This window comes from Paenibacillus sp. N22P23, from assembly GCF_059383735.1.
In genome coordinates this window covers 1-25,137 of the sequence record NZ_JBXENT010000017.1, presented here as the reverse complement: position 1 = coordinate 25,137, position 25,137 = coordinate 1, and the positions used below count along the sequence as shown (strand labels likewise).

At 49.9% G+C, this 25,137-nt stretch carries 21 protein-coding genes; 13 read left to right on the top strand and 8 right to left on the bottom strand.

Annotated elements, in window-relative coordinates; genetic code table 11:
* Positions 1 to 66: 66 nt before the first annotated feature.
* The 3 genes from AC506A_RS30165 to AC506A_RS30155 all read right to left on the bottom strand — a co-directional run bounded on the left by AC506A_RS30165 (position 67) and on the right by AC506A_RS30155 (position 3,574).
* Positions 67 to 1,677, bottom strand: coding sequence for a DUF3502 domain-containing protein (locus tag AC506A_RS30165; protein ID WP_495464700.1), 1,611 nt, complete (start codon positions 1,675 to 1,677; stop codon positions 67 to 69).
* Between the two features lie 64 nt (positions 1,678 to 1,741).
* Positions 1,742 to 2,626: a carbohydrate ABC transporter permease gene (locus AC506A_RS30160; protein WP_495464699.1), complete on the bottom strand. Its 885-nt coding sequence runs from the start codon at positions 2,624 to 2,626 to the stop codon at positions 1,742 to 1,744.
* A gap of 21 nt (positions 2,627 to 2,647) precedes the next feature.
* A complete protein-coding gene (locus AC506A_RS30155) occupies positions 2,648 to 3,574 on the bottom strand; it encodes an ABC transporter permease (protein ID WP_495464698.1) in 927 nt (308 codons plus the stop codon).
* A gap of 240 nt (positions 3,575 to 3,814) precedes the next feature.
* Between AC506A_RS30155 and AC506A_RS30150 the strand changes: the two genes are divergently transcribed.
* From AC506A_RS30150 to AC506A_RS30140, 3 genes are all read left to right on the top strand, one after another.
* Complete coding sequence (locus AC506A_RS30150; protein WP_495464697.1) at positions 3,815 to 6,106, top strand: AraC family transcriptional regulator; 2,292 nt, start codon at positions 3,815 to 3,817, stop codon at positions 6,104 to 6,106.
* A 65-nt stretch (positions 6,107 to 6,171) separates the two neighbouring features.
* Entirely contained in the window at positions 6,172 to 6,594 is a 423-nt protein-coding gene (locus AC506A_RS30145) for a HEAT repeat domain-containing protein (protein WP_495464723.1), read from the top strand.
* A gap of 7 nt (positions 6,595 to 6,601) precedes the next feature.
* Positions 6,602 to 6,760, top strand: coding sequence for a DUF3934 family protein (locus tag AC506A_RS30140; protein WP_495464696.1), 159 nt, complete (start codon positions 6,602 to 6,604; stop codon positions 6,758 to 6,760).
* 354 nt (positions 6,761 to 7,114) lie between these two features.
* On the opposite strand, the gene AC506A_RS30135 is transcribed toward AC506A_RS30140, so the two are convergent.
* Both AC506A_RS30135 and AC506A_RS30130 read right to left on the bottom strand, forming a co-directional pair.
* On the bottom strand, positions 7,115 to 7,294 hold the full coding sequence (locus AC506A_RS30135; protein WP_495464695.1) for a hypothetical protein: 180 nt from the start codon (positions 7,292 to 7,294) through the stop codon (positions 7,115 to 7,117).
* A 364-nt stretch (positions 7,295 to 7,658) separates the two neighbouring features.
* The gene (locus AC506A_RS30130; protein WP_495464694.1) at positions 7,659 to 8,570 is read right to left on the bottom strand and encodes a helix-turn-helix domain-containing protein; all 912 of its coding nucleotides are present in this window, start codon (positions 8,568 to 8,570) and stop codon (positions 7,659 to 7,661) included.
* A gap of 183 nt (positions 8,571 to 8,753) precedes the next feature.
* Here AC506A_RS30130 and AC506A_RS30125 point away from each other — a divergent pair, with 183 nt between their 5' ends.
* Together AC506A_RS30125 and AC506A_RS30120 are read left to right on the top strand one after the other, a co-directional pair.
* Positions 8,754 to 9,602: a sugar phosphate isomerase/epimerase family protein gene (locus tag AC506A_RS30125; protein ID WP_495464693.1), complete on the top strand. Its 849-nt coding sequence runs from the start codon at positions 8,754 to 8,756 to the stop codon at positions 9,600 to 9,602.
* 14 nt (positions 9,603 to 9,616) lie between these two features.
* Positions 9,617 to 10,627 carry a Gfo/Idh/MocA family protein gene (locus tag AC506A_RS30120; RefSeq protein ID WP_495464692.1) on the top strand — a complete coding sequence of 337 codons (1,011 nt, stop codon included), beginning with the start codon at positions 9,617 to 9,619 and terminating at the stop codon, positions 10,625 to 10,627.
* A gap of 93 nt (positions 10,628 to 10,720) precedes the next feature.
* Here the strand turns inward: AC506A_RS30120 and AC506A_RS30115 are convergent, their stop codons facing one another.
* Positions 10,721 to 11,167: a GNAT family N-acetyltransferase gene (locus AC506A_RS30115; RefSeq protein WP_495464691.1), complete on the bottom strand. Its 447-nt coding sequence runs from the start codon at positions 11,165 to 11,167 to the stop codon at positions 10,721 to 10,723.
* Positions 11,168 to 11,676: 509 nt separating this feature from the next.
* On the opposite strand from AC506A_RS30115, the gene AC506A_RS30110 reads away from it, so the two are divergent.
* The 3 genes from AC506A_RS30110 to AC506A_RS30100 all read left to right on the top strand — a co-directional run bounded on the left by AC506A_RS30110 (position 11,677) and on the right by AC506A_RS30100 (position 19,792).
* On the top strand, positions 11,677 to 18,126 hold the full coding sequence (locus AC506A_RS30110) for an alpha-amylase family glycosyl hydrolase (protein ID WP_495464690.1): 6,450 nt from the start codon (positions 11,677 to 11,679) through the stop codon (positions 18,124 to 18,126).
* Positions 18,127 to 18,355: 229 nt separating this feature from the next.
* Positions 18,356 to 19,570 (top strand): glycosyltransferase family 4 protein, encoded by a 1,215-nt coding sequence (locus tag AC506A_RS30105; protein ID WP_495464689.1) that lies wholly within the window; start codon positions 18,356 to 18,358, stop codon positions 19,568 to 19,570.
* Between the two features lie 24 nt (positions 19,571 to 19,594).
* A complete protein-coding gene (locus AC506A_RS30100) occupies positions 19,595 to 19,792 on the top strand; it encodes a hypothetical protein (protein WP_495464688.1) in 198 nt (65 codons plus the stop codon).
* Between the two features lie 87 nt (positions 19,793 to 19,879).
* Here the strand turns inward: AC506A_RS30100 and AC506A_RS30095 are convergent, their stop codons facing one another.
* Positions 19,880 to 20,509 (bottom strand): DUF1796 family putative cysteine peptidase, encoded by a 630-nt coding sequence (locus tag AC506A_RS30095; RefSeq protein ID WP_495464687.1) that lies wholly within the window; start codon positions 20,507 to 20,509, stop codon positions 19,880 to 19,882.
* A gap of 183 nt (positions 20,510 to 20,692) precedes the next feature.
* On the opposite strand from AC506A_RS30095, the gene AC506A_RS30090 reads away from it, so the two are divergent.
* From AC506A_RS30090 to AC506A_RS30080, 3 genes are read left to right on the top strand one after another with little or no spacing between them, the layout of a single operon-like run.
* Positions 20,693 to 21,028 carry a hypothetical protein gene (locus AC506A_RS30090; RefSeq protein ID WP_495464686.1) on the top strand — a complete coding sequence of 112 codons (336 nt, stop codon included), beginning with the start codon at positions 20,693 to 20,695 and terminating at the stop codon, positions 21,026 to 21,028.
* Positions 21,029 to 21,040: 12 nt separating this feature from the next.
* Entirely contained in the window at positions 21,041 to 22,144 is a 1,104-nt protein-coding gene (locus tag AC506A_RS30085) for a glycosyltransferase family 4 protein (protein ID WP_495464685.1), read from the top strand.
* Positions 22,145 to 22,167: 23 nt separating this feature from the next.
* On the top strand, positions 22,168 to 22,557 hold the full coding sequence (locus AC506A_RS30080) for a hypothetical protein (RefSeq protein WP_495464684.1): 390 nt from the start codon (positions 22,168 to 22,170) through the stop codon (positions 22,555 to 22,557).
* A gap of 100 nt (positions 22,558 to 22,657) precedes the next feature.
* On the opposite strand, the gene AC506A_RS30075 is transcribed toward AC506A_RS30080, so the two are convergent.
* Positions 22,658 to 23,572, bottom strand: coding sequence for an NAD-dependent epimerase/dehydratase family protein (locus AC506A_RS30075; RefSeq protein ID WP_495464683.1), 915 nt, complete (start codon positions 23,570 to 23,572; stop codon positions 22,658 to 22,660).
* 193 nt (positions 23,573 to 23,765) lie between these two features.
* Between AC506A_RS30075 and AC506A_RS30070 the strand changes: the two genes are divergently transcribed.
* Positions 23,766 to 24,092 (top strand): nucleoside triphosphate pyrophosphohydrolase, encoded by a 327-nt coding sequence (locus AC506A_RS30070; protein ID WP_495464682.1) that lies wholly within the window; start codon positions 23,766 to 23,768, stop codon positions 24,090 to 24,092.
* A 40-nt stretch (positions 24,093 to 24,132) separates the two neighbouring features.
* Positions 24,133 to 24,915, top strand: a complete 783-nt coding sequence (locus AC506A_RS30065) for a phytanoyl-CoA dioxygenase family protein (protein WP_494822236.1) — start codon at positions 24,133 to 24,135, stop codon at positions 24,913 to 24,915.
* Positions 24,916 to 25,137 lie beyond the last annotated feature (222 nt).

The window sequence follows — 25,137 nt, the reverse complement described above, 5'->3', positions numbered from 1 at the left end:
CTCATCACCATATAGAAAAAGAAGTCGTGCAGATTACTCTGCACGACTTCTTTATTCAATTAAACGTTATTTCGCTGCTTTCCAAGCATCGATTTGTTTCTGCATTTCCGCGATAATTTTATCCGCACCGGCATCTTTCATTTTTGTTACGAACTCATTGTATTTCTCCTCGGAAGTGACGCCAAGGCTAATCGCACGAGTGTACTCGTCGCTCACCGCAGATGCTTTCGCGATTTCGCCTTTTACAGGCTCAGCATCGAACGTGAAGCCCAGCAGCAAGGAAGGTTCTGCTTCTGCATTCACTTTCTTCGTTTGCTCCCACACATCTGCAGGCATGCCTTTCTCTACGTTAGCCAAGAAGTTGGAAGCGAACATCCAAGGCACTTGCGGGTTGTAGTCGGCTTGCGTAGGTCCTGGGATCATCAGGCCGTCAGCATCGAAGTCGTATTGCTCGCCTTTAATACCGAAGTTCAAGAGGTTATACAGATCTTTGTCCGTATTGAGCAATTCAAGCAGCATCATGGCTCTGTCCGGATTTTTGGAATTGCGGTTAATGGCTTGCATCGTTGCTGTGATACCGCCTGTCGTCAAATGCGCAGTACCGGCAGGAACTTCAAGGTACGGCTCTCCTCCAAGCGCGGAGTCAAGGTTAGCGCCGCCCGGCTTAAATGCGCCGCCGATGTTCAGTACCCATTTACCGGCTTTGCCGTCTGTCCAGTCATCCGTTTTCTTCGAGATCCGTTCCTTCGAATGCAGGATGCCCTTCGCGCTCCAATCACGCAGAGTCGCTGCGAATGTTTTCATTTCCTCGGATTCGAACTGATTCACAACGGTGAGGGATTCATCGCCGAATTTGACGACGCCGGGAATATTGAAGCCAACGATGGCCTCCATGTTAAAGAAGTCCGGGTCAATCCCGATTACCGGGTATTTCTGAGGATTATCTTTCTGTACGGCTTGAATGAACGGCAAGAGCAGGTCGAGGCTGTTGTAGCCAATTTTTCCGCCAATCGCATTCATGTCCAGACCGTATTTATCAATGAGTGCTTTTGGAACGGCCACAGCCGGTGTTCTTGCTGAAATTTGCTGATTCACGAAACCGTAAATTTGCCCTTTGATTTTCGTAGCATCCCAGAAGGAAGCAGGCATGGAGCCTAATGTTTTCGGTGCGTGCTTGGCAAGCAGGTCATCGAGCGGGAGGAAGGCGCCTTTCGCTACATTTTGCGTATAGTTGTTAATCCAACCGGCTGTGAACGTAATATCGTAAGGCTCGCCGGAAGCAATAACGACTTGCATTTTCTGATCATAATCACCAAACGGAATCGCTTTGAAATCAACCGTCGCGTTGATTTTCTCTTTGATTACTTTATTGACTTCAGCGAAAATCTTATCTTGTTGGGGTTGTGGGAAGTTTCCTGGGAAATACCACGTCAGCTTAACCTCGGGAAGATCTGCAGCCGTGTTTCCATCCGTAGCAGCGGCATTGTCTGTAGCGGTTGAATTGTCTGTGGCTGCAGCGTTAGATGAATCGTTCTTCGCTGCATTGCCTGACGTGTTGGAGTTACCTCCATTGTTGTTGGAGTTGCCGCAAGCAACGGCCAGCATGCTGAATACAAGAAGCACAATCGTACATAGAAGGCCTAACTTGGACAATCGGAATGCTCTTGCTCTTTGCATTGTGAATCCTCCCTTTTTATAGTTGAATTGCTATCTTAAATTGGATCATGGATCCATGTTTAAGCTATCCCTTGACTGCACCTACAGTAAGCCCTTTGACAAAATACTTCTGGAAGAACGGGAAGACAACGAGCATCGGTCCGGCTGCTAAGATCGCCATCGCCATCCGTGCGGATTCCGAAGGGAGCTCGGCATTCTTCATACTAGGCGGCATCATATTGGTCGAACTGGTGAGATAGGCAATGTTGTTCATCATGCGGTAGAGCATGTATTGCAGCGGAACAAGGTGCTCATTCTCGATGTAGAGCAAGCTGAGCCACCAATCGTTCCAGTACAGCAGCATGGTGAATAAGGAGACCGTCGCTAAACCGGGTTTGGCAAGCGGGATAACGATTTGGAAGAAGATCCGGAACTCGCTCGCTCCGTCAATCATGCACGATTCAATAATGTTGAAAGGGATCTTCTGCATGAAGGAGCGCAGCAGCAGAATGAACCAAGGTATGGCCAAATACGGAAGGATAAGCACCCAAATGGTGTTTTTGAGATGCAGGTAGTTGCTGATCAAGATGTAGGTTGGCACCAAGCCGCCGTTGAACAGCAAGGTGAAGAAGACATAGAAGCTGAGGCTGTTCTTGAACTTGAAGTCGTCACGGGAGAGCGTGTAGGAGATGCCGGCCATGAACAAGACGGCAAGAAAGGTACCGATGAAGCTGACCATAATGGAAACCTTGAATGCGCCTAGAAGCTGGATAGGGCGGTATAAGACGTAGGAATAGGCTTTCAAATCAAACATTCTGGGAATTAAGCTGTACCCGTTCTTCAGGATATCCACTTCATTACTTAAGGAGATGGACAAGATCGAGACAAGCGGCAGGATACAACATAGGCTAAAGAGAATAAAGATCAAGTGGATGAGAAGCTGTGAGAGCTTCTTTGTCATCTGTGGCATAGGCTCATCTCCAGACGTCTTCTAAAATAATTTATTGTCATCATCGATTTTCTTCACGATATAGTTGCTTCCCAGTACGACGATAAAGCCCATAACGGATTGGAATAATCCGACTGCCGAGGACATGCCGATGTCGCCTGAAACTTTGAGCATCCGATACACATACGTATCGATAACTTGGGTGACCGGGAATAATTGCCCGACTTCTCTTGGGACGAAGAAGAACAAGCCGAAATCGGAGTAAAATATTTTGCCGATGGAAAGCAGGGTCATGATCGTGATGAGCGGCATGATGAGCGGTATGGTAATGTTGCGGATAATCTGGAGTTTGGAAGCGCCGTCGATCTCAGCTGCCTCGAAGTATTCCTGTGAAATGCCCAGAATGCCGGCGTAGAAAATAATGCTGACATAACCAAGCCCTTTCCAAATATTAATGAGGGTTAGCAGAATGGGCCAAACCCAAGTCGTGGAGTAAAAGTCGAATGCCGCGAAGCCCAGCTTCTCGGTTAACATGGTAAGGACGCCGTATGGACCGATGAAGGAGTAGGCCATGTAGGCTACGATGATCCAGGAGAAGAAGTAAGGGAAGAAGAATACCGTCTGGTACGCTTTGACCCATCTGCGGCTTACGACTTCATTAAGAAGGATGGCGAATACGACGGATAAGAACGTGCCAACTGCGATAAAGATGCTATTATATAGAAGCGTGTTTCTGACGACCATCCAAGCGTCGCTGGAGGTAAAGAAGAACTTGATGTTATCAAACCCGACCCACGGACTGTGCAGAATGCCATCGGTATAGTTGATATTTTTGAAGGCAATGAAGATCCCGCCCATCGGAAGGTAAGAGAAAACGAAGATCACGAGGAATGCGGGCAGTGCGAGCAGCGCCAGCTGCAGATTCTTCTTAAGATGGCGCGATGAAGCTAAGAATGGAATCTTATTCATTGTAGCCAGGCCTCCTTCAGGTAAGAATGTAAACGCTATCAATGTCTGTCTTGATCATAGTTGATCAGACCGGGAGCTGACAATTTCTAAAATGCCAATTCAGTTCACTTTCGAACGAATCGAGCAGTTCTCAAAATCACTTTTTGTTCTGAAAACAGGCTTTTGCAGGTGAAATACCAAACAAATTGAATCATTTTCGCGTTGTGTGATAGTCTTGGAGGTAGAGGAGTTGCATGCATAATGTTCAAGAAATTTGTTCTGAAGAACCCGTTTCAGCTCTTTCTGACGATTCTGCTTCCCTTCCTGGTCAGTACCGTTCTGCTGCTCTTCGTTCAATCCTCCTTATTGAGCCGTAATTTCGAGAACTTTGCATTGAAACAGGTCTATCGCGAGCAGCTCGCGGACCTTCAATATACGAGCCGAAATGTAAGCACGCTTGAACAAACGGCAAGATCGGTGTCGACTACGGCTTTCTTCGATGACATCATTACGGACCTGCTTTACTCGGATATTGATTCCGATGACTACGTGAAATACCAAATCAAACTGCAATCGTACAAAAATATTTATCCGTTTCTCCAATCGATCTACATCTATAACGGTGAACAAATCTATGCCGTCCCCCGAGCCCAATTCATCTATGACCGCACCACCTTTGACGATCAAGGGATCTTCACGATTCTCGATGACATTAAGAACCACCCTTCACACAGCATCGTGCTGCGCAAAATTCCGAATATCATGTCTGGCATAGCCACAGGCGCCGTCAAGGATATGTATGTCTACTCGTACTTGTTTTTCGACTCCCAAGTCGCGAGCGGCAAAGTTAATGAAGCGATCATTCTGAACATATCGGAGGAGTGGCTTCACCAAAGCATCCATTCGCAGAATGGTGCGGGCGGCAGCCGAATCTTCGTGACCGACAGTAAAGGCGATCTGTTATCCGAAGACGGGGCGCATCCCTTGCTCGCTGATTTGTCAGCAAAGCCGTATATCCAGCGGATCAATGGCTCTAAGGAGCAAGCCGGTAATTTCCGCATGAATGTGGATGGCGTCGATTCGTTCGTTACCTATACGAGCACGGATGCATTCGATTGGAATCTCGTCAGCATTACGCCGTATCACGACATCGTCAAAGATGTGGAACGGATGAAGCAGAAAACGTACCTGTTCGTCGTCTTGTTCATCGTCGGCAGCATTCTACTCACCTTCTATTTCTCGCGAAGACTGGTTGTGCCGATGTCACTCGTCATTCAGAAATATAACCAGCTGGAGATGGAGAAGCGAGGCGAATCATACGATCGGAAGCAGCAGTTTCTGCGCAAAATCATGCATTCCAAAGGGCCATTGTCTGCAGATGAATTAAGGAAGCAATTTCTCAAATATGATATCTCTCTTGATCCTTCCGCGGCTTTTCTCATCGTGCTGTTCAAAATCGATCACTTCTCAGACTTCTGTGCAACATACGGCAGGGGAGACCGAAGTTTATTAAAGTTTGGCATCGTCAATATTGTTACTGAGCTGATGCAGCAGAAGGCCGCTCATGAATGCTTGGAGCTTGAAGAGGATCAGGTCATGCTGCTGCTCAATGTGGATTCGCTTGGCGCACCTTCCGAACAGCAAGCGCTTGTGGAATGGATGCAGCAGATTCAACAGCATACGAAGCAGTATTTGCGCCTTGCCGTGTCGGTTACGTTCAGCGAACCGTTCGAAACCCTCTCCCAGCTGAATTTTCATTATTTGAAGACGCTTGATTTGTCTTATTACCGACTGATTTACGGTCATGAAAGTATGATTTTCAGCGAGAACATCACGGTCCGAACAGATGATTTCAAATCGTCGCAAGAGAAAGATGATGAATTGAAGGAGGCGCTCATCCAGGGACATTTTCAAGAGGCGAAGGATGCGTTGTCGGCCATGCTCAAGGACGCTTCGGCATACAGCTATTCGGCGCTGAGCTCCATGTTTATTCGGATCCTGCTGCTCATTCGGCATGCCATTGAGGTGCTGGAGACCAATCATGCGATGAAGGTGGATTTTCATTTCAACGCCTATCTCATGAAGCTGCAGAAAATGGAAACGATCGAGCAAATCATGGCGGACTTCTCTGCACTGTTTGACCGTTTGGCGCAGGAGCTTGAAGCGAAGAAAGACAATAAGTATTTGAAGCTGCTCGACATGGTGAATCAGATTGTTCACCGTGAGCTGGCGAATCCGGCGCTGTCGCTGGACTACATTGCGGATGAAGTTGATCTGTCACCGCCTTATCTGGGCAAACTATATAAGAAGCATAGGCTTGTGTCGGTGTCGGATTTCATCAATAATGTTAGGCTCGCGTATGCCAGTCAGCTGGTTGCGACGTCGACGGATACGATAACGGATATTATGGATAAGTCGGGTTTTGCGAGCCGCAGCCATTTCTTCACCCAATTCAAGAAGGCATATGGCTTAACGCCCAGTCAATATCGGTTGAATGCGAAGCAATTCGGCTATACCGACAAGCCAAACATTGACTTTCCTGAATCATTCTAGTAGCGTGTATAGAATAGTTAATCGAGGGAGCTTGATCGAAATTGGAACATACAGAAGAAGAAGTAATGGAACAACCCGTTAGTTATGAAGACTTGAAGAAGGCTGCTGGCCGCATGTCAAACTGGCGTGAACGCCTTCGTGCTGTTGAGGAGCTTGGACAATTAGGCGAAGAGCAGGCTACACAGCTGCTGAAGCGGATTGCGCAAAGCGATACGGTGCATCAAGTGCAGGCTGCAGCTCATCGTGTGCTGAAGGAGCTTGGCGAAGAGGTCGAATTGCCGGCACGCAAGACAGGCGAGCTGGTCAAAGGCTTGAACAAGATTCTGGTGCGGATCAAGAAGAGCTTGCCGGACGGCCACACTTTTGAAGAGTTCAAAGAGAAGCTTCAGAAGATGAGATCCGACGTTTACGATATCTACGAAGGCGATAAAGAAGCAGATTTCGATAAGTGGCTTGAGAGCACTTGGGCTTCGCTTTCGAGAAGGTAGACTAGTCATGGCGAAGAGTAAAGGCGGCGGCACAGGCCGCGGCACAGGCAAGAAAGGCTGGAATCGCTGGCAGGCTGCCGAGAACCGGAAGAAGAGCGCGCCAAAGCCGTATACAAGCAAAGGAACGAAGAATCCCGAGGGCACCGGTGGTGCCAACGGTTCATAGTTAGAATTAGAGCTGTCTCACAAGCGCGTTTATGCGACTTGTGGGGCAGCTTTCTTGTGTGTGGGAGCGGTGACGCGTGCGGGGGCTGGGGGCGAGGCACGGCGGTTGCGACTTCGCTTCTGTAATATGGATTTCACGTGGTGAAAAGCATCAATACCGGCGGAGGTTCAACTCTAACGAACGTCAGAAGCCTTATTTCAGCCAAATGGCTGGGTTTGAAATTCTAACGAACCCTACAGGTCTTATTTGGTGCAGAATGGCATGTTTTCACTCCATTTCCCCCTAATAAGCCCCCTACGATTCGTTAGAATAAATTCGGGGCCAATTTCGCCCGAATAAGACCTGTACGGTTCGTTAGCGCTCCGACGCAGATCTCAACCTCGCCCGCACTCGAACCCGCACCCGCACCCGCCCGAGCAAGCGAACTCGAACCAGCACCAACACCAACACCAACCCCAACACCAGCACCAGCACCAGCACCAGCACCAGCACCAGCACCAGCACCAACACCAACACCAACACCAACACCAACACCAACACCAACACCTGAACTCAAACCGGCACCAGCACCTACACTCAAACCCGATCCCGACCCCGTACCAGCATTCGCACCCGAACTAGCACCAGCACCCGAACTCGACCCAGCCCACGCAATCCCATGTTAGTTTAAAGACTGAGAGTTCGATTTCTCGACTCTCAGTCTTTTTTCGAGGTGGTTTTGAGGTTGAGAGTTCGATTTTCGCACTCTCAGCTTCTCATGAGGGTACAGATTGGTTAGTTTGGGGTCTGAGAGTTCGATTTCTCGACTCTCAGTCTTTTTTCAAAGTGGTTTCAGTGCTGAGAGTTCAACTTTCGCACTCTCAGCTTACCCGCCCCGCCACACAACACAACGTACCTCCTACAGCACGCGCGAGAGCTTGCGGTACATACTCGGCGAAAGTCCTTCCTGCTTGCGGAACTGCCGGCTGAAGTAGTGGATGTCGGGGCATCCCGTGCGTTCGCCGACCTCTTCGACGGACAGGTCGGTTTCTCGGAGCAGTCTACGGGCTTCGCGATGCCGAATAGAACGCAAGTATTCGCCGGGTGGCTGGCCGGCAACCTGCTTGAATAGCTTCGCGGCGTGATCCTCATTCATGAGCAGCAAATCGGCTAACCGTTTGTTGCTCCATGCTTCAGATAGGGTTGACTCCATCTGCTTCATGAGCGACAAGAGACGCTGACCGTGAACGGTATCGGCCGCGCGTTGATGGAGCGAGGATCTGGAACGCTGCAGCTGGGATAGAATGTTCAGCATCAGCGCTTTGCACGCCAGCTCATAGCCAGGAGGACGTGTAGTGAATTCTTCGACTAGCTGCTCCATAAGCTGCACACAGAGCAGGGAGGGGGTATAGATAATTTGCTCCGACAGTGGGGGGAAGGTCTCGTTCGCAGCCTCGCGGCAAAACTTCTCCTCCAGTGGATGCGCCTCATTCACAACCATATCCTCGTCAGAACCAACCTCCAGCTCATCGAAGTAATCGAAGTGGATGCCGAGAAATTGGGCGTTTGGCTGAGAGACAACCTCATTCTGGTGAAACAAGCCCGCTGGAAGATAGATAAGCTGTCCGGCCTTCCATTCATAGCGCGTCTCCCCAATTGTCGTCGCGGCTTCCCCTTGGCTGACGTATAGAATTTCATAGTCATAGAGCCGCCGTCTGGGCAGCTTCCCGGGGGGAAGGCTCTGATACTTGGCATAATGGATGCTTGGCGACCACTCACGAAAATGCACATGGGCAAGTTGACGACTATTTTCTCCATGCAGCTGCTCCATCTGAACGAACCTCACTCTTCATCACCGATTATGATCTCGGAAAAGTTCAAATTATATCTGTTTCCGCTAAATATTTTTTGCATCATTTCTACTATAATTTGATTATTGTTGGCAGTTTCATTATAAATGATGATGATCTCGTAATAAACAGGAAAAATACAAATCACTTAGGAGGCTAGTCTGATGAAAAAGGGAGTAAACATTTGGTCATTTCCACAAGGGACGACGATTGCCGAATCGATACGCATTGCCAAAGACGCTGGATTCGAAGGAATCGAGTTGTCCTTGAACGAAACGGGCGAGCTTAGTTTGGAAGCTACAGAGCAAGAGGTTCGCGACATCAAGTCCCAATTGGAACAGGCTGAACTTGAAATTTGCGGCCTTGCTACAGGCCTGTACTGGTCCTATTCCATGACAAGCGAATCGGCGGCTAACCGCACGAAAGCAATGGATATTACACGCAAGCAATTGGAGCTAGCGGCATCGTTTGGCGTTGATACAATTTTGGTCATTCCAGGAGCAGTAGGCGTTGATTTCATTCCAGACGCTGAAGTAGTCGACTACGAGCGTGCTTATGAGCGCGCACTTGAATGTATCACCACACTGTCTTCTGATGCTAAGGCAGCGGGAGTATCGATTGGGATCGAGAACGTGTGGAACAAGTTCTTGCTTTCCCCTCTTGAGCTGCGGACATTCATCGACACCGTTAATTCCGATTATGTCGGTTCCTACTTTGATGTGGGTAATGTCGTAAGCAATGGATATCCCGAACAGTGGGTACGAATTCTAGGCAACCGTATCAAGAAAGTGCATTTCAAAGACTACCGCAGACAAGCAGGCGGATTGCACGGATTCGTTGATCTGCTTGCCGGCGATGTGAACTATCCGGCAGTTGTGGAGGCGCTTCGCGCCATCGACTATAACAACTATGTCATTGCAGAGATGATTCCGGGTTACACGCACTACGGCGAGCAAATCATCTACAATACATCCCGCGCGATGGATGCCATCCTGGGACGAGGCAACAACTAAAAGGGGGAAGCAGCATGATTAAGGTAGGTCTGATTGGCTTCGGTTTTATGGGACGGATGCATTTTGACAACTATACACGGCTTATGGCAGAAGGCGCGCCGGTTCAACTGAAAGCGATTTGCGATGTACTCATCGAGGAATTGAAAGACGGCAAGGCAGTCGGTAATATTGCGACCAATCAAGAGTTGTATAATCTTGATCCGTTCAATCTCTATACCAATATTGAAGAAATGATCGCCAATGAAGAGCTGGATATGATCGACATTACGCTGCCGACAGGGCTTCATGCAGATATTACGTGCATGATGCTTGAGAAAGGCTACCACGTCATGTGTGAGAAGCCGATTGCTCGCACCGCCGAGGATGCATGGCGAATGGTAGCGACTGCGGAACGCACAGGCAAGAAACTTATGATCGGTCAATGTCTGCGTTTCTGGCCAGCCTATGAATATGCGAAAGCATGCATTGAGGATGGACGTTATGGCAAACCGCTTGGCGGCTCGTTCTTCCGGGGCTCAGGTCTGCCGGCAGAATGGTTCCTTGATGGCAGCAAGAGCGGCGGCTGTCTGATGGACATGCATATTCATGATACGGATATGGTGCACTGGTTGTTCGGTGTGCCGGATAAAGTTTCTACAATGGCACGCAATGTTATTCCTGGCAGCGCCTATGATATCGTGTCAACGCATTATGTATACGACAATGGCCTCGTATTGAATGCACAAGCTGACTGGACACTCCGTGGTGATTTCGGATTTGAGATGACGTACCGCATTAATTTTGAAGGCGGGAACCTCATCTTCGCGGACAATAAAGTCAAAGTCAATCCAAACGAAGAGCCAAGCTTCATAGCTGAGCTGTCCGATGATATGGGCTACTACTTCGAGATTCGTTCGTTCATCGATTCACTGGCGAATGATAAGCCGATTACGGTATGTACGCCGGAGAGCGCAGCACGCACACTGGATATTATTGAAGCAGAGCAGAAGTCGGCAGATGCCGGCGGCTCGTTTATCTCCCTATAGAATAGCGAAAGCCGCATCCCTGATAAGGGCTGCGGCTTTTTTAACGACGATACGCGCATCTCCGCCACAAAGGACGGTAACAGTTGTTTCACCTTATCCGATCGAATAGTTGACCCATTCATCTTGCACGCCGCCCATTTTGTCAAAGAAGCACTGTGCTCTGGTGTTGTCTTTGGCCGTAATCCACGACATGCGTGCATAGCCGAGATCATGGGTATACCGCTGGCAGGCGAGGAATAGCTGTGATTCCACCTGTGTGTCTCTATAGGGCTCCATAACATAGAGGTCATTCATAACGGTGATCCGTTCGGCTTTCATGGTGCTATATGTAAAATAGAGCGTGGCGAAGCCGACCATTTCTCCATCTTTCAGCGCTACGAATTGAATGCCTTCTTGTTTCTCGAGCAAGGTTTGAATCAATTGACGAACAACGCGCTCCCCCGGCCATGCCTTCCGATAGAAGTCCACGATATAATTATGCATCAAGGCTGCTAGGCCATTTACATCCTCAAACTCTACATTGCGTACTACGAGTGACATTATTGATCCTCCCTCATCATCTTATTATGGATAATTATATGACAGTATGTATAAATATACAACACGATTAATGAAATTTTAAAATGATTATGTGGTGCTTGCATGCATACGCAGAAGAGGCGAGGCTTACACGAGTAGGAAAGAAACTATAATCACTGCATACAGCATGTAGCGCAAACGATTGCGCTCACCTCTGCAAGGATAAGGAGGCTGCCGAGAATATCGCCAATGATTTTCCTTAATGGATATCATTGACTGTAAAGCGTTTTCATACTATCATAAAGGCAATGAACTACGCTGATTACTACTAATTTAAGGGCAATGCTTTCCGGCCTTCGATAACCGAAGCGGAACAACCCGGCTATCTCTTCCTTATGGGGATAGCTCTTTTTTTATCGGCGGAAAGGGGATTTTATGCGTATTTGCGCAAACGTTTGCGCGAAAAATCAGGTTTCCATCGCATGAGAAGCACAACATCGTCAGTCATATTATCTTAGGGAGGCTATGGAATGATAGCAATGAAGGGGAAACGTCAGACTCGTGTTTGGGCACTACTTCTATCCATACTCATGGTTGTGCAAATTATAGGCATCTTTCCGCAGCAGGCAAATGCAAATGCTGTTACGGGGACGTATGCTGAAGGCGGAAAAATTCATTTTGTACTGCCAAAGGCTGCATTAACGATTGCGGCCAAAGGACAATTCAACAATTGGAGCGACCCGGCCCTTGCGTTGGCAGATGGCGATGGTGACGGTATATTCACAGCAGATATCCAAGCTGCTGCGCCGAATACCGACTATACGTACAAGTTTCTTGTAAACGGTAACATGATGGATGGTTCAGATCTCACAACAACCTCTGATCAAGACAGCAACATTCATCTCAGCTACGCACCGCAGTTAAAAGTAGCGGGCAGCTTCGATAGCAATGCCTTCGGCGTGCAGCACAATCTTGTGCCGGGCACGGATGCGTATGAATTCGAAACAGACGTACTCGCGGATGGCAATTACGCCTACAAGTTCATTTCCGATGCTGCGGACCTTCCGAGCATTTGGTTTAACGATCCAACGAACAGCGTGATCGCAGACGGGAATAACAAGATTACAGTCGGCACACCTCTTGTGTCTGCGGTTCAAGCGGATACCTTTGTCGAGCAGCCCGGCGGTAACCACAAGTGGGTTGTAGTCGGTTCCTTCCAAGGCTGGAGTAATGATTCGGCCGTGACGCAGATGAAGCATCTTGTTGGCGAGTTTTATGCCTATTCCACTGTGCTTGACGCAGGGCAATACGCCTTTAAATTCGTTCATCAAGGCACGTGGGACGGCTATTCCAATGGCGGCAATAATATCGAGTTCACTCTGACAGAGCAAACGAAAGTGAACTTCTATGTCAATGACGAGCTGGGGCAAGTGCGCATCAGCCTACCGGATGTAGTCGGCGCGCCGCAGTATACGCCTGCACTAAGTGCGGCGGAATGGCCGCGGCTTGTCGGCAGCATTCAAGCTGCATTCGGCGAATCGGAATGGGCACCGGATCAAGCGGAGCAAATGTTCGTTGATTATCATTTCGACGGATCGGTTTACAAGCTTCAGCGTACACTCCCGGCTGCACGTTATGAGATGAAAGTCGTGCAAGGAAATAACTGGGATGCAAACAATTACGGTACAGGCGGCGACAACTTTGTGCTGCAGACACTGGATCCGGCGGATGTGACATTCACAACCGTTCTTGCGGACCGCACCATTACAACGGACTATAAACCGGCTGACAGTCAATTTGACGGTATGATCCACCGCGATAAGCTGGTGTTTGACTCTCGCTCGGTTACGTACAAGAAACCGTTTGGCGCAATCAAAGAAGGCAGCGAGGCTGTAACGCTCCGCATTGCGACAGAGGCAGGGGACGCACAGGTGGTGCGTGTCGAGCTGAGCAATCCGCAGGGGCTGGCTTCCGCATTCGATATGCGCAAAGCGACTTCCTTTGACGAGAAAGATTATTGGGAAGTGACCATTCCGGCTTCTGCATTCCAGGGGATCGGCGTGTGGGGTTACAAGTTCATTCTGATCGACGGCCCTGCGAAAGTGGAATACGGCGATGACGGATCGCGCGGCGGCAGCGGCGCTTCTGCGGATGAAGGCGTACTGCCTTATGATCTGACCGTGTATGATAAAGATTTCAAAACGCCGGATTGGATGAAGAATGCGGTCGTGTATCAAATCTTCCCGGATCGTTTCTTCGACGGTGACTCTTCCAACAATCGTGCCAAGATCGTGGACGGTTATCGCGGAGGCGAAGCGCTTCCCGGCGAGACGCTGACGGAGAAGAACGGGCATTATCTGCAGTACTTCGATGGCGGCGTGACGAATGATCCTGCTTCGGATCAAGTATGGGGTTCATGGAGTGACGTGCCTGAGAATCCGGATCGGACGACACCGGAGCAGCAGCCGTATTTCCCGGAGGCTGAATCAGATGGTCTATGGACGAACGAATTCTATGGCGGCGACATTGCAGGTGCGTCACAGAAGCTCGACTATTTGAAGTCCATTGGCGTCAATGTTATCTACTTCAATCCGGTCGCTTGGGCGGCTTCGAATCACAAATATGATGCGACAGATTATCAGCATCTGGATCCCATGTTTGGTGAGCCGGTTTACAATACGCCTGGCAACCCGGCCTCGGGACTTGATTATGAAGCAACGCGCGTTGCTTCCGATCGTGTATTCACTGCTTTCACGAAGAAAGCAAGCGAGATGGGCATCAAGCTGATCGTAGACGGCGTGTTCAACCATGTCGGCGATGACTCGATTTATTTTGACCGCTATGAGAAATATCCGGAGATCGGTGCTTACGAATTCTGGGCGAAAGTGTACGACAAAGTGAATGAGGATGGCGCAACGTTAGAAGCTGCCAAACAGCAGACCATCGATGCGTTCACGGCACAGATCAACCCTGCAACAGGGGAGCACTATGCCTATCCGACTGATTTTGACTTTACCACATGGTTTACGGTTTCGAATGAGCAAGTAGACGGCCACTACAAATATGAAGGCTGGTGGGGCTACGATTCCCTGCCTGTTGTCGATGCACCGCAAGCGGCGGATGGCGACACGGATGCACTCTCGGGCAACCATGAGTGGAACGTACCGGGCTATCGTGATCTCGTCATCGGTCATGACCTGAAGGGCAAGACGGATGAAGACGCAGATGCGATGATGCAAAAAGCCAACTCGCAGCGCTGGGAGTGGATGGGTGCAAACGGCTGGCGTCTTGACGTTGCGCCGGACGTGTCCTCCGGTACATGGCAGCAGTTCCGCAAAGCAGTGAAATCGACAGCCGGCCGCGTGGACAGCAATGGCAACACGATTCCGGACCCGATTATTCTGGGTGAAGAGTGGGGCGTCGCAACTCGCTTCCTGCTTGGCGATCAGTTTGACTCCGTTATGAACTACCGTTTCCGCGGTGCGCTGCAAAGCTTCATCATCAGCGGCAATGCGGCACAGTTCAATGATGCGCTGGAGTCCATTCGTGAGGATTATCCGGCAGAAGCATGGCAAGTCATGCTGAACCTTGTTGATTCCCATGATACGATCCGTTCCATTACGAAGTATGACAAACCGGAGTGGGAAGAGGAGCATTTGGCGATTGCACCTGATGCATCGGACAAAGCGCTCAGCATGCAGGCACTTACTGCGATTTTCCAATTGGGTTACCCAGGTGCACCTACGATCAATTATGGGGATGAGGTTGGTTTGACGGGTACGAAGGATCCGGATTCCCGCCGCACTTTCCCGTGGGAGCGCGTTTCGGGTTCCGATGGCGAATATGCAGGAGTAGGCAAATACGCGAAGCTGTTTGATACGTATCAGAAAGCAGCCAATATACGTGAGGACAATGAAGTATTCCGCACGGGTGAGTTGAAGACAGCCTATAACCAAGGCGATGTGATCGCCTATGCCCGCAAGACGGACAATCAAGCAGGACTCGTTGTCGTGAATCGCGGCACGACAGATGTGGCAATTGAAGCTAATGTAGCTGGATTCCTGCCTGAAGGCATTCAACTCGCAGATCAGCTGGGCAGCGAGATTGAAGGTGCAGTTACAGGAGGCACTATCTCCCTTTCAGTTAAAGCGATGAGCGGTTTGATGATGACTTCGACGACTGCGCTTGTTACAGTGCCGCAGGTGCAGAATCTTGCTGCTGTTGGCGGCAACGGCGAAGTTGAGCTGACATGGGATGCCGTTAACGAAGCAATGGGCTACAACGTGTACCGTGCAGCAATAGAAGGTGCTGAGCTGCAATTGGCCGGCCAAGCAGAAGGTAACGAATGGACAGATGTAAACGTCGAGAACGGGAAGAAGTACTACTACACCGTGACGGCAGTTACTGGAAGCGGCGAGAGCCTGCTGAGCGAGTATGCATCGGCGACGCCTTCTTTTGCAGTGAACGGGGTGGACATTACGCAAGGTTCTGACGCGGTTACGCTTGGCGTAGGGCACAAAACCTCCGAAATCCAAGTCACGATCGACATTCCGGGGCTTACTGACAACGCAGATTATGCGGGCAGTGAAGCGCCGAATCTGATTGCGCGCCTTGCTTATTACAAGGAAGGTACGAGTAAAGCTGAAGCGGTAGAAACGAAGCTGCGTTATAAGCAGGACACGCTGGATGGGAAGAAAGTATACTGGGCTGCATTTGAGCCAATTGAAGCAGGAGCCTATTATTTCTTTGCCAAAGTGTCGAGCGATAATGGAGATACGTTCACGGAATCCGCGCAGCGGAGTGTCGATGTGCATGCAGACAGCAACGACACGACGGCACCGGAAGCGCCGGTGCTCGCTGATATTATGACAGAGTCGAACCGCGTTCAATTGAACTGGACTGCGGCAGCGACCGAGGAAGCAGCGCATCATTATGAAGTTTATCGCAAGAAGGCGGACACGGATTTTGTGCGCATTGCAGTTGTTGACAGCGCAGCTACTTCGTATGTCGACTTTACGGTTAGCAATGATACGACATACACGTACAAAGTAGCGGCAGTGGATAGCGCGTACAATCGCGGTTATTCCGATGAGCAGTCGGTTACACCGAAGCTTGTTATGGTGGATGTGAAGCTGCGCGTTCATCTCCCAAGCTACACGCCGGTTCAAGACGATATCTACTTGGCAGGCGATCTGAATGGATGGAACGCATCGGGCAATAAGCTGAATGTACCAAGCGGTGCAACGACGCGTGATGTAGTGGAATACAGCTTCAAGATGATGGCGGGCAAATCGATTCAATACAAATATACACGTGGAGCCTGGTCGACAGAGGCTTTGACTTCGCATACTCGTAAGGCCAATGACACCGAGGATGCCGGCAACTACGCCTACTCCTCGACGGATACGAACATGCAGCTGACGATCAAGAATCAAGGCGGCAACACAATGGTCGTGGACGACTACGTGCTGCGCTGGGTCGATATGCCGATGATTGTGACCATGCCGCGCATCTCGTATGGAGATGATATTGCATTCACAACGTCCGAGGAAGAATTTACGCTAAAAGCAAACGTGCCATATGGCGTTAACTTCACCATCAACGACGAGCCTATTGCTGCATCGGAAATGGATGCGGCAGGTAATGTGTTGGTCGAGAAACTGCCGCTTGCAGTGGGAATCAACCACTTCACGCTGCATATTGAGCCAAGTGCTGAAACACTGGCATTGCCGTGGTACACCGATGCAGGACGTGCGAGCCAAGCAACGAAGACGCTTGAGCTTACGATCACAAGAGAAGGCGATGTTACGCCACCGCCTGCTACGTCTGGAGGATCGGTCACTGTAACAGAAGAAGATATCCAAACATTCTCAGCACCACAACTGAAGGATGCCATCAGCAAAGCAACAGGCGCCAAAGTAACCATCAACACGGAAGGCAAGAGCCAACTGGTCCTGCCGCTTAATACGGCGGAACTTCTTGGCGACAAGTCGCTGGAAGTGAACCAAGGTGGCGTTGTAGTTGGTGTTCCGACAGGCGTGCTAAATGAACTGACCAAGCAAGGCGACGGCTCGACCGGCAAAGGTGGGCAAATTGCGCTCCATCTGCAGCCGCTGAATGAGGAAGCTAAGCAAGCACTCTTGGCTAAAGCCGAGCAAGAAGGTACAGCGGAGCTGAGCGCGGCTTCTGCCATTTACGATTTCCGTCTGGCGCTTGTAGATGCAGCTGGCAAGGAAACGGCCGTATTGAGCAAGTTTGCAGAACCGCTCACTCTTACCTTCAAAGTGAACAGCAATGCCAACACGAAACGGATCGGCGTCTACTATATCGCAGATAACGGTCAACTCGAGTTTGTTGGCGGTAAGCTGAATGAAGACGGAACGATGACCGTTCTGATTTCTCATTTCTCCAGCTACGCTGTTCTGGAGTTTACTAAGCACTTCGCTGATGTGTCCGCTGCGCACTGGGCAGCATCGATGATTAGTGAACTGACAGCGAAGCATATCATGAACGGCACGAGTGCGGATCATTTCGAGCCAAGTCGCAGCATTACCCGCGCCGAGTTCGCTGCATTGCTCGTTCGTGCGCTGGAGCTACAAGCGACTAAGCCTGCTGCTTTCGCAGACGTATCTGCAAACGCTTGGTATGCTCCATTCGTGGCTGCTGCTGCAGAAGCTGGAATCGTGCACGGCCGCAGCGTGTCGACTTTTGCTCCGAACGGCACGATTACGCGCGAAGAGATGGCGGTTATGCTAATGCGTGCTTATGAAGTGAAGCATGGCAAGCTAACGGCTGATCACGCTGCCGAGCTGAAGAACTTCTCTGATGCGAATGCAATCAGCAGTTGGGCTGCAGCATCGATCGGAGCAGCGAAGGAGCTTGGCCTCCTCGAGGGCAAGAACGGAGGCAGCTTCGAGCCGCAAGGACATGCAACCCGCGCAGAAAGCGCCAAAGTGATTTACAAGCTGCTTGAGGCATAAGCTTCTCTATTGAAGAAACCTGCTTCCCAATTAATGGGGAGCAGGTTTTTTTATATGCAAATGCTCTCTAGATCTCCACTCAAACCCACTGATTTGGATAATTGGCGGGGTTCAACCGTCGTGCCTCTTTAAATGCTGCGTTAATATGATGGTACTACGACAAAGTATGACCACTTCCGCGCCGGAGCAGCTGTCCCGGCAGATGACGAATGCAGGGAGAGAGGGCAGTATGAGAATATTGTTGGCAACCTTTTGGCAAGTTCCGCATGTCGGCGGCGTTTGGAAGTATATGACGCAGCTGAAAGAGCGGCTCGAGCTGATGGGACATCAAGTGGACCTGCTCGGCAACGCTCCCGATAAAGTGCATATGCCAGGATTGAACAAGGAGATTGCCAAAGAAGCGCTGCGACCTTTGATCTCCGCCAAGCTGAGTGCGTCCCGTATTCCTCAGATCCACGTAGACCCCTATGTGATGCATTGCGAGTTTGAGCGCTATTATTTGGAGCTGGCAGCCGCCTATTTCGGGCTCGAGCAATATGACATCATTCATACCCATGATATTTTCGCTGCCAGGGCGCTCGGAAGGGTGAAGTCTCCCAGAACGGCACTTGTTGCGCATGTTCATGGTTCAGTGGCGGTTGAAGTGACGATGAATTATCGATTGAATCCCCAGTTAGGCGTAGTGGAGAACTCGCCGGCGTGGAATTATTTTAACGGCATCGAGCATTACGGTGCTACTTCAGGCGATGTAACGGTGACGGCGAACAATTGGCAGAAGCAGCTGCTAATGAGCACTTTCGGGGTTCCTGAATCACGAATAAAAGTGTTTCCATATGGCCTCGATATCGACGCATTCGAGCGGCAGGCGAGCCAAGGAACGACGATGCAGCGCCCGCTGGGTAAGAAAATCATTATATGCCCTGCCCGTCTTTCTTTCGTCAAAGGCATTGATATCCTCATCGCCGCACTTGGCACGCTCAGATGGACACGGCAGGACTGGGTGTGCTGGATCGTTGGGGATGGGGAGCAGCGGGCTGAGCTTGAACAGCTAACGGCCGCTCATCATCTCCAGCAGGATGTGTTGTTTCTAGGAGTACGAGACGATATTCCCGGATTGCTTCGCATGTCCGATATTTTCGTTCATTCCTGCATTCAAGATAATCAGCCCTTCTCCTTAATGGAGGCGCAGGTGGCAGGGCTTCCTTCCTTAGTGTCGACGGCAGGCGGATTGCCTGAAATGGTCGAGCATGAAGTGACGGGTCTGATCTCCCCTGTGCGGGATTCGGTTAAGCTTGCGGAACAGCTGGGGCTGCTGCTTGCCAATGACAGTCTCCGAGAACAGCTTGGACGAAACGCGAAAGCATGGGGAACCGTCCAATGGTCGATGGATCGGATGATGGAGCGGGTACTGGACGTGTATCAATCGGTTATCAAGAAGAAATAGGGTGAAGCGAGGTGGTGGGAATCCATGCCGAATGAGAGATTCATGGTGAAGGGCGATTTGTACAACCGTATTTTTGCCGATCAAACGCCAGATCCCGAGGTCATGGTTGACTATGAGGTGTGGAACCGAATATTAGCCGGGCTTCGAATCGCCAGCGGCTATAAGCTGCCGGATTGGCCTGTACTTTCAACGATGGTCGATAACCAGCAGCAGAAGCCATAATCGAAACAACAAAAGGGCAATCCGATAAGGATGCCCTTTTCTCGCGCGCTTCTACGCACAGAGGACCAAGGCATCCGTTTCACCTTGTTAGTCCTCACGCAGCATGATGCCTTGGAAAATCTCTTTCCACAGCAGGTCGTTCCCATGCCATATTTCCTCATTCGGCAGTTGAATGGCACATACATGCGGCAAAGGCCAGTGCTGTTCTACGATGCCGTCCACAGGTGCATGGTTGACGACCAACAAATGATAACTGCCTGCTACCATAGCCGAGAGAACGTCAGTCAGTTCTTTCGTTTCTTCTATTGTAGCTTCTGTACGGATGAATAAAATGCGTTCGCTCAGCGCGGCCTTTTCCAGGAAGCGGGCGACCCTTCGGTCGTACTTGGCTTTTACTTCGGGATAAGCGTTCAGTTGCGGCGGGAAATTGTTGTGTGTGTAGAAGTCATGATTCGAGTACACGTTGTATTCGGTCTCTTTGACATAATACAGCTTCTCGTTTGCTTTGCTAATGACTTCCAAATGGCTGTAATCCATGAAGCGGGCGAAACGGTTTCGAAGCAGTCTGGTGACATCGGAGAGGTTCTGCGATTGCATCCAGTCCAGCGGACCTGCGAATGGCCTGATCTCATTAAGCTCCATTTGGATTGCCGGCAGACAAAGATCACCGAGGCTGTAGATGGCGTCGTAGCTCCCCTTCAAGTCTACGAGTTGCATCGTCCACACATCCTTCCTTTCGTAGATAGACTCTATTTATTTAATGCTAGAGATAGGGATTCCGCTTGGACAAATGGATGAGTGACTTTTGTTTTTGGGTGACTGTCCGGGGCGGTTTGGCCCTTACGTTTGTCTCTGCTTCTCATACGATAGTAGAAGGAAGACGTGCGGAGGAGGGAATACATGGCTATATTCCGGCTGGATGCCGCTGCTTTCGCGAGAATCGATTGCCGGTATGTTGAATCTATATCGTGGTCCATAGTCAATGCCGGCGAGGAAGTATTCGATTGTCTCGTGCACGTCTATAATAACGGGACTTTATTCTACGAGACTCTGCAGGAGATGGGATCGCGAAAACAAATTGAATTACCCCCTGTAACACCGAGCTATGCGCCTTTCAGTCTGCTGATTGTTACGAACTATTCGACTCATAAGCCGATGAGAATTGAAGCGGTACTTCGTAATAATGGCACCGTGATTGCGACATTAACGGAGAAGGACTTCGATCGACTGGATTAAGGGGGAGGTATCGTGGTTTGGATTACCGCTGGAGGAGGGAGAAAGCGATTGAAGGTGCTGTTTGTCTACTACCTGCCAAGCGGAGGCATGGACACGCTGAATCGAATAAGGTGCAAGGCACTGCAGGAATTCGGGGTGTACGGGCATTGCCTGTACTACAAGTGGGGGGCCGGTTTGCAAAATCGGAGTGATTCCTCAGAAGTGCATATTACGGATAGCGACATCGCAATCAAGCAGTTGATCGATGCTGGCGGCTATGAAGCCATTATCGTCACGACTGACCATAAGAGCCTCCGGCGTTTCCGAATGTTAGGCTATCATGGGAAGCTCATTTATGAGATTCAAGGCTATGGTCCGAAGGAGGATGCAAGGCAGGCGCTTACGGCGGCTTCGCCGGTCATTGATTCCCATGCTTCAGCGCTACTTAATCCACGCACACCGCATATTGCCTCGATATTTCATGACTTGTTTCCGAATAAGCCGCAGTTTCACTTCAATAATTGCTTTGACGCAGCTGCGTTCTACTATCGTCCCACGCTGACAAAACCTATGTTCCCAATTATAGCGTGGCTGGGCCGACTCGAAGACAACAAGAATTGGCGAGAGTTTCTGCAAATTGGCTATCAACTTTCCCGTACGTACCGGAGTCTGCGAATGTGGATGTTTCATGACCCTCATTTAGCCGATCCCGAAGAGCAGCTGTCATTCGAAAGGATCGTACGTGAACTTGGACTTTTCAATCGGCTGACCATTAGATCTAATGTTCCGCATATTGAAATGCCGGACTGCTTCTCGATGATCGGAGATTCAGGAGGGTTCCTATGTGCGACTTCCAAGGTAGAAGGTGCGCCATATGCGGTATTGGAAGCTATGAGCTGTCGATGCCCGGTGCTGACGACGGATTCGGATGGCGTATCCACCTCGATCACGCATAATCGTACGGGGAAGTATTATACGTTAGGCGATGTGCCGGAAGCATTAAGGGAAGCGCGTGAACTGATGGAGAACCTCGAGCTGCGTGAACGAATACGCAATGAAGCGATGCACTGCGTGCAAGTCGAATTTTCTCCTCGAAAATATGGTCAACATTTCTTGCAGATGCTGCAAACGATTTAACGAATAGGAAAGGAAGGTTCTGTATGAAATACTCGGATAAAGCAATGGCGGATGCCGGCAGCTTCGAGCCTATCCTAATCGGTCCAGAGCAGATTGTACTTACTTCACTATTACTTGCTTCCATTTCGCCTGGCGACCGACTGGTACTGAAGTTTGAGGTGGGATGGGAGAATCCGGATATCGTCAAATGGGACTCAGGTGAGATGGAGATCTTGCTGCGAGAGGACAGTCCGGATGGATTGGTTGTCTATTGGAATATGGAATCCTGTTTTGCGAAAGGGAGATCAAAAGAACAGCAGACCTTCGTTGGAACCGTTCCGGAGCGGCGCTACTATTTGACCGTCCGTTCGAATGATGCGCGTGCGCGGATTACAGGTCCGTACACCCTTCAAGGATTCGTTTATGCACCGTGAAAATGATACAGCCCCGTTCTTTGCTCAGAATGCCTTCAGAGCTGAGAACGAGGCTGTTGTTGTTTTGTTTTGCCGCGGCTGCTTGGTTCTGCTTCATGATTCATGACTCCGTCCAGAATCGGTACGTTTCACCGACTCCTCGTTCTATGCTGGTAATCGGCTCCCATTGAAGCGTGTGCTTTGTTCGCTCACATGACAAACAGCTATGCATAATATCACCCGGTTTCGCAGGACGATAGAGCACCTCGATTTCATTGGGGTGCAGGTCTTGAAGCAGCTCTGCTAAGTGGTTAATAGAAGTTCGGAGCCCCGTGCTTACATGAAGAGTTTCATGATCTCCGAGCGTCGCAGCAGCCAGATTGGCCGAGACGATGTCCCCTACATAGATGAAATCTCGTGTCTGGAGACCTTCTCCGTTGATGATAAGCGGCAGACCCTTCACCGTTCTTTCTATGAAATTCGCGATGACACCACCTTCGCCTTTTGCAGTTTGACCTGGTCCGTATACGTTGCCGTAGCGAAGAATTGTATACCCCAGCCCATAGAAACGGCTATAGAGGCGAATATACCGCTCGGCAGTCAGCTTGGACATCGCGTAGAACGAAATCGGATCCGTGGGATCTTGTTCGGTGATGCGATCCCTTTCTAAATTGCCGTATACCCCTGATGTGGAGGCGAAAATCAATTTGCGAACGCCGGCAAGTATACAGGCTTCAAGCATATTAATAGTACCTCCGACATTTATAGAGGCATCTCTGCTTGGATGCGCGATAGAGCGCTGTACATCTGCTTGTGCGGCGAGATGATAGATGACATCCGGTTTGACGGACGATATGATTCGTTTTGCTCTTGCAAATCGAACATCCTCTATATGAAGGATTGCTTTCGGATCTACTCGTTCCACCGAACCTGACGAGAGGTTGTCGATGACATGTACGTCCGCTCCGCGTTCAATTAAACCTTTTACGAGATGCGAGCCGATAAAACCCGCCCCTCCTGTTACAACCACTTTCATGCGCCTGTTCCTCCCGCGATGGAATCCCGATGTTTTATCGTACGCAGTGATCGGGAAAACCGCATGGGGCACAAGCCTTGCGATTCTTTGTTTTTTATCCGGGAGCTGTTTTATTCTGTGTCCTCATCACGGTATAATAGGCTCGAAGTGAGGATTACTTACCATGATTACTTACTAACGAAGGAGTCGTTGTATGCCTACATACAATAAGCTTGTACGCGACCGTATTCCGGAAATCATCGCAAACAACGGCAAAACATGCACGACTCGTATTCTGGATGAAGCATCGTATCACGCAGAACTGCGCCTTAAATTATCGGAGGAGCTAGGCGAGTATTTGGAGACGGAAGATAACACGAGCGCCCTAGAAGAGCTGGCTGATATCCTTGAACTCCTTCATGCGCTATCACATGTTCATGGCTTCAATGCCGAGCAGTTGGAAACGATAAGAGCGGAGAAATCCGCAAAGCGCGGCGGGTTTAACAAGCGAATTTATCTGGAGGCTGTACAAGAAGCTTGATCCACGTAGTTATTCTCAAATTCATGAGGAGGATTCAACAATGTCCCAAGAACAGTTAAAGCTGGCTAAAGAAAAATTCGATCGTGACGGTTATGCCGTCTATCCGGAAGTTCTCGATGCATCGCTGATTCAAGAAGCCAAGCAGCATGTGGAGTGGCTGATGGAGAAGAATCCAGGGCTTCGCCCGGAGAATCTGGGCCATACGCTGCTCGCGGATGATCCGTTCTGGCTTCGCCTAGTCAGCGATGATCGCCTGCTCGATATCGCAGAGCAGTACATTGGTCCGGATATCGCTTTGTTCGCTTCCCACTATATTAGTAAACCGCCATTCGATGGCCGCCCTGTTCTCTGGCATCAAGACGGCAGCTATTGGCCGCTTGAACCGATGAATGTCGTCACATTGTGGCTTGCAGTCGATGACTCCCTGCCTGAGAACGGCTGTCTGCGAGTTATCCCGGGCACACAAACGATGGAGCTTCAAGAAATGAAAGCCAACACGACAACGGCCAATGTGCTGGAATCCGAAGTGGATCCTGCTTTGGTTGAAGAAGAGAAGGCAGTGGATCTCATCTTGCGTGCTGGCGGCGTTTCCGTCCATCACCCAAGCATCATTCACGGATCGGAAGCCAATCACTCCCCGCTGCGCCGCTGCGGCCTGACGATTCGCTACATCCCAACCAGCACGTTAATTAAGGTGCCTCAGTGGCCTTCGGCTTTCTTGCTGCGCGGCAAAGCTGTCCCTGGTATTAATGATTACCTGCCGTTCCCGAAATTTGATGAAGCTCGTCATATGCCGTTTCAAGGCAGCGAAGAATGGAAATAATGCAGGATTGAAAGCCGTGGATGATGCGCGCTTGTTCATGCAGGCGCGTGTTTTCTGTGGTTTATACCAAATGTAAAATAATACCTGTTGCAACGGTGTAGACAATCATGTTATATTCTAATTCCGCCGCTGAGAGCAACGCGAAACACGGTGGTCGAAACGAAAAACAAGTTGAAATTAAAGCTTGCAATTATGTTTCGAAGTATGGTAAGATCTGATTCT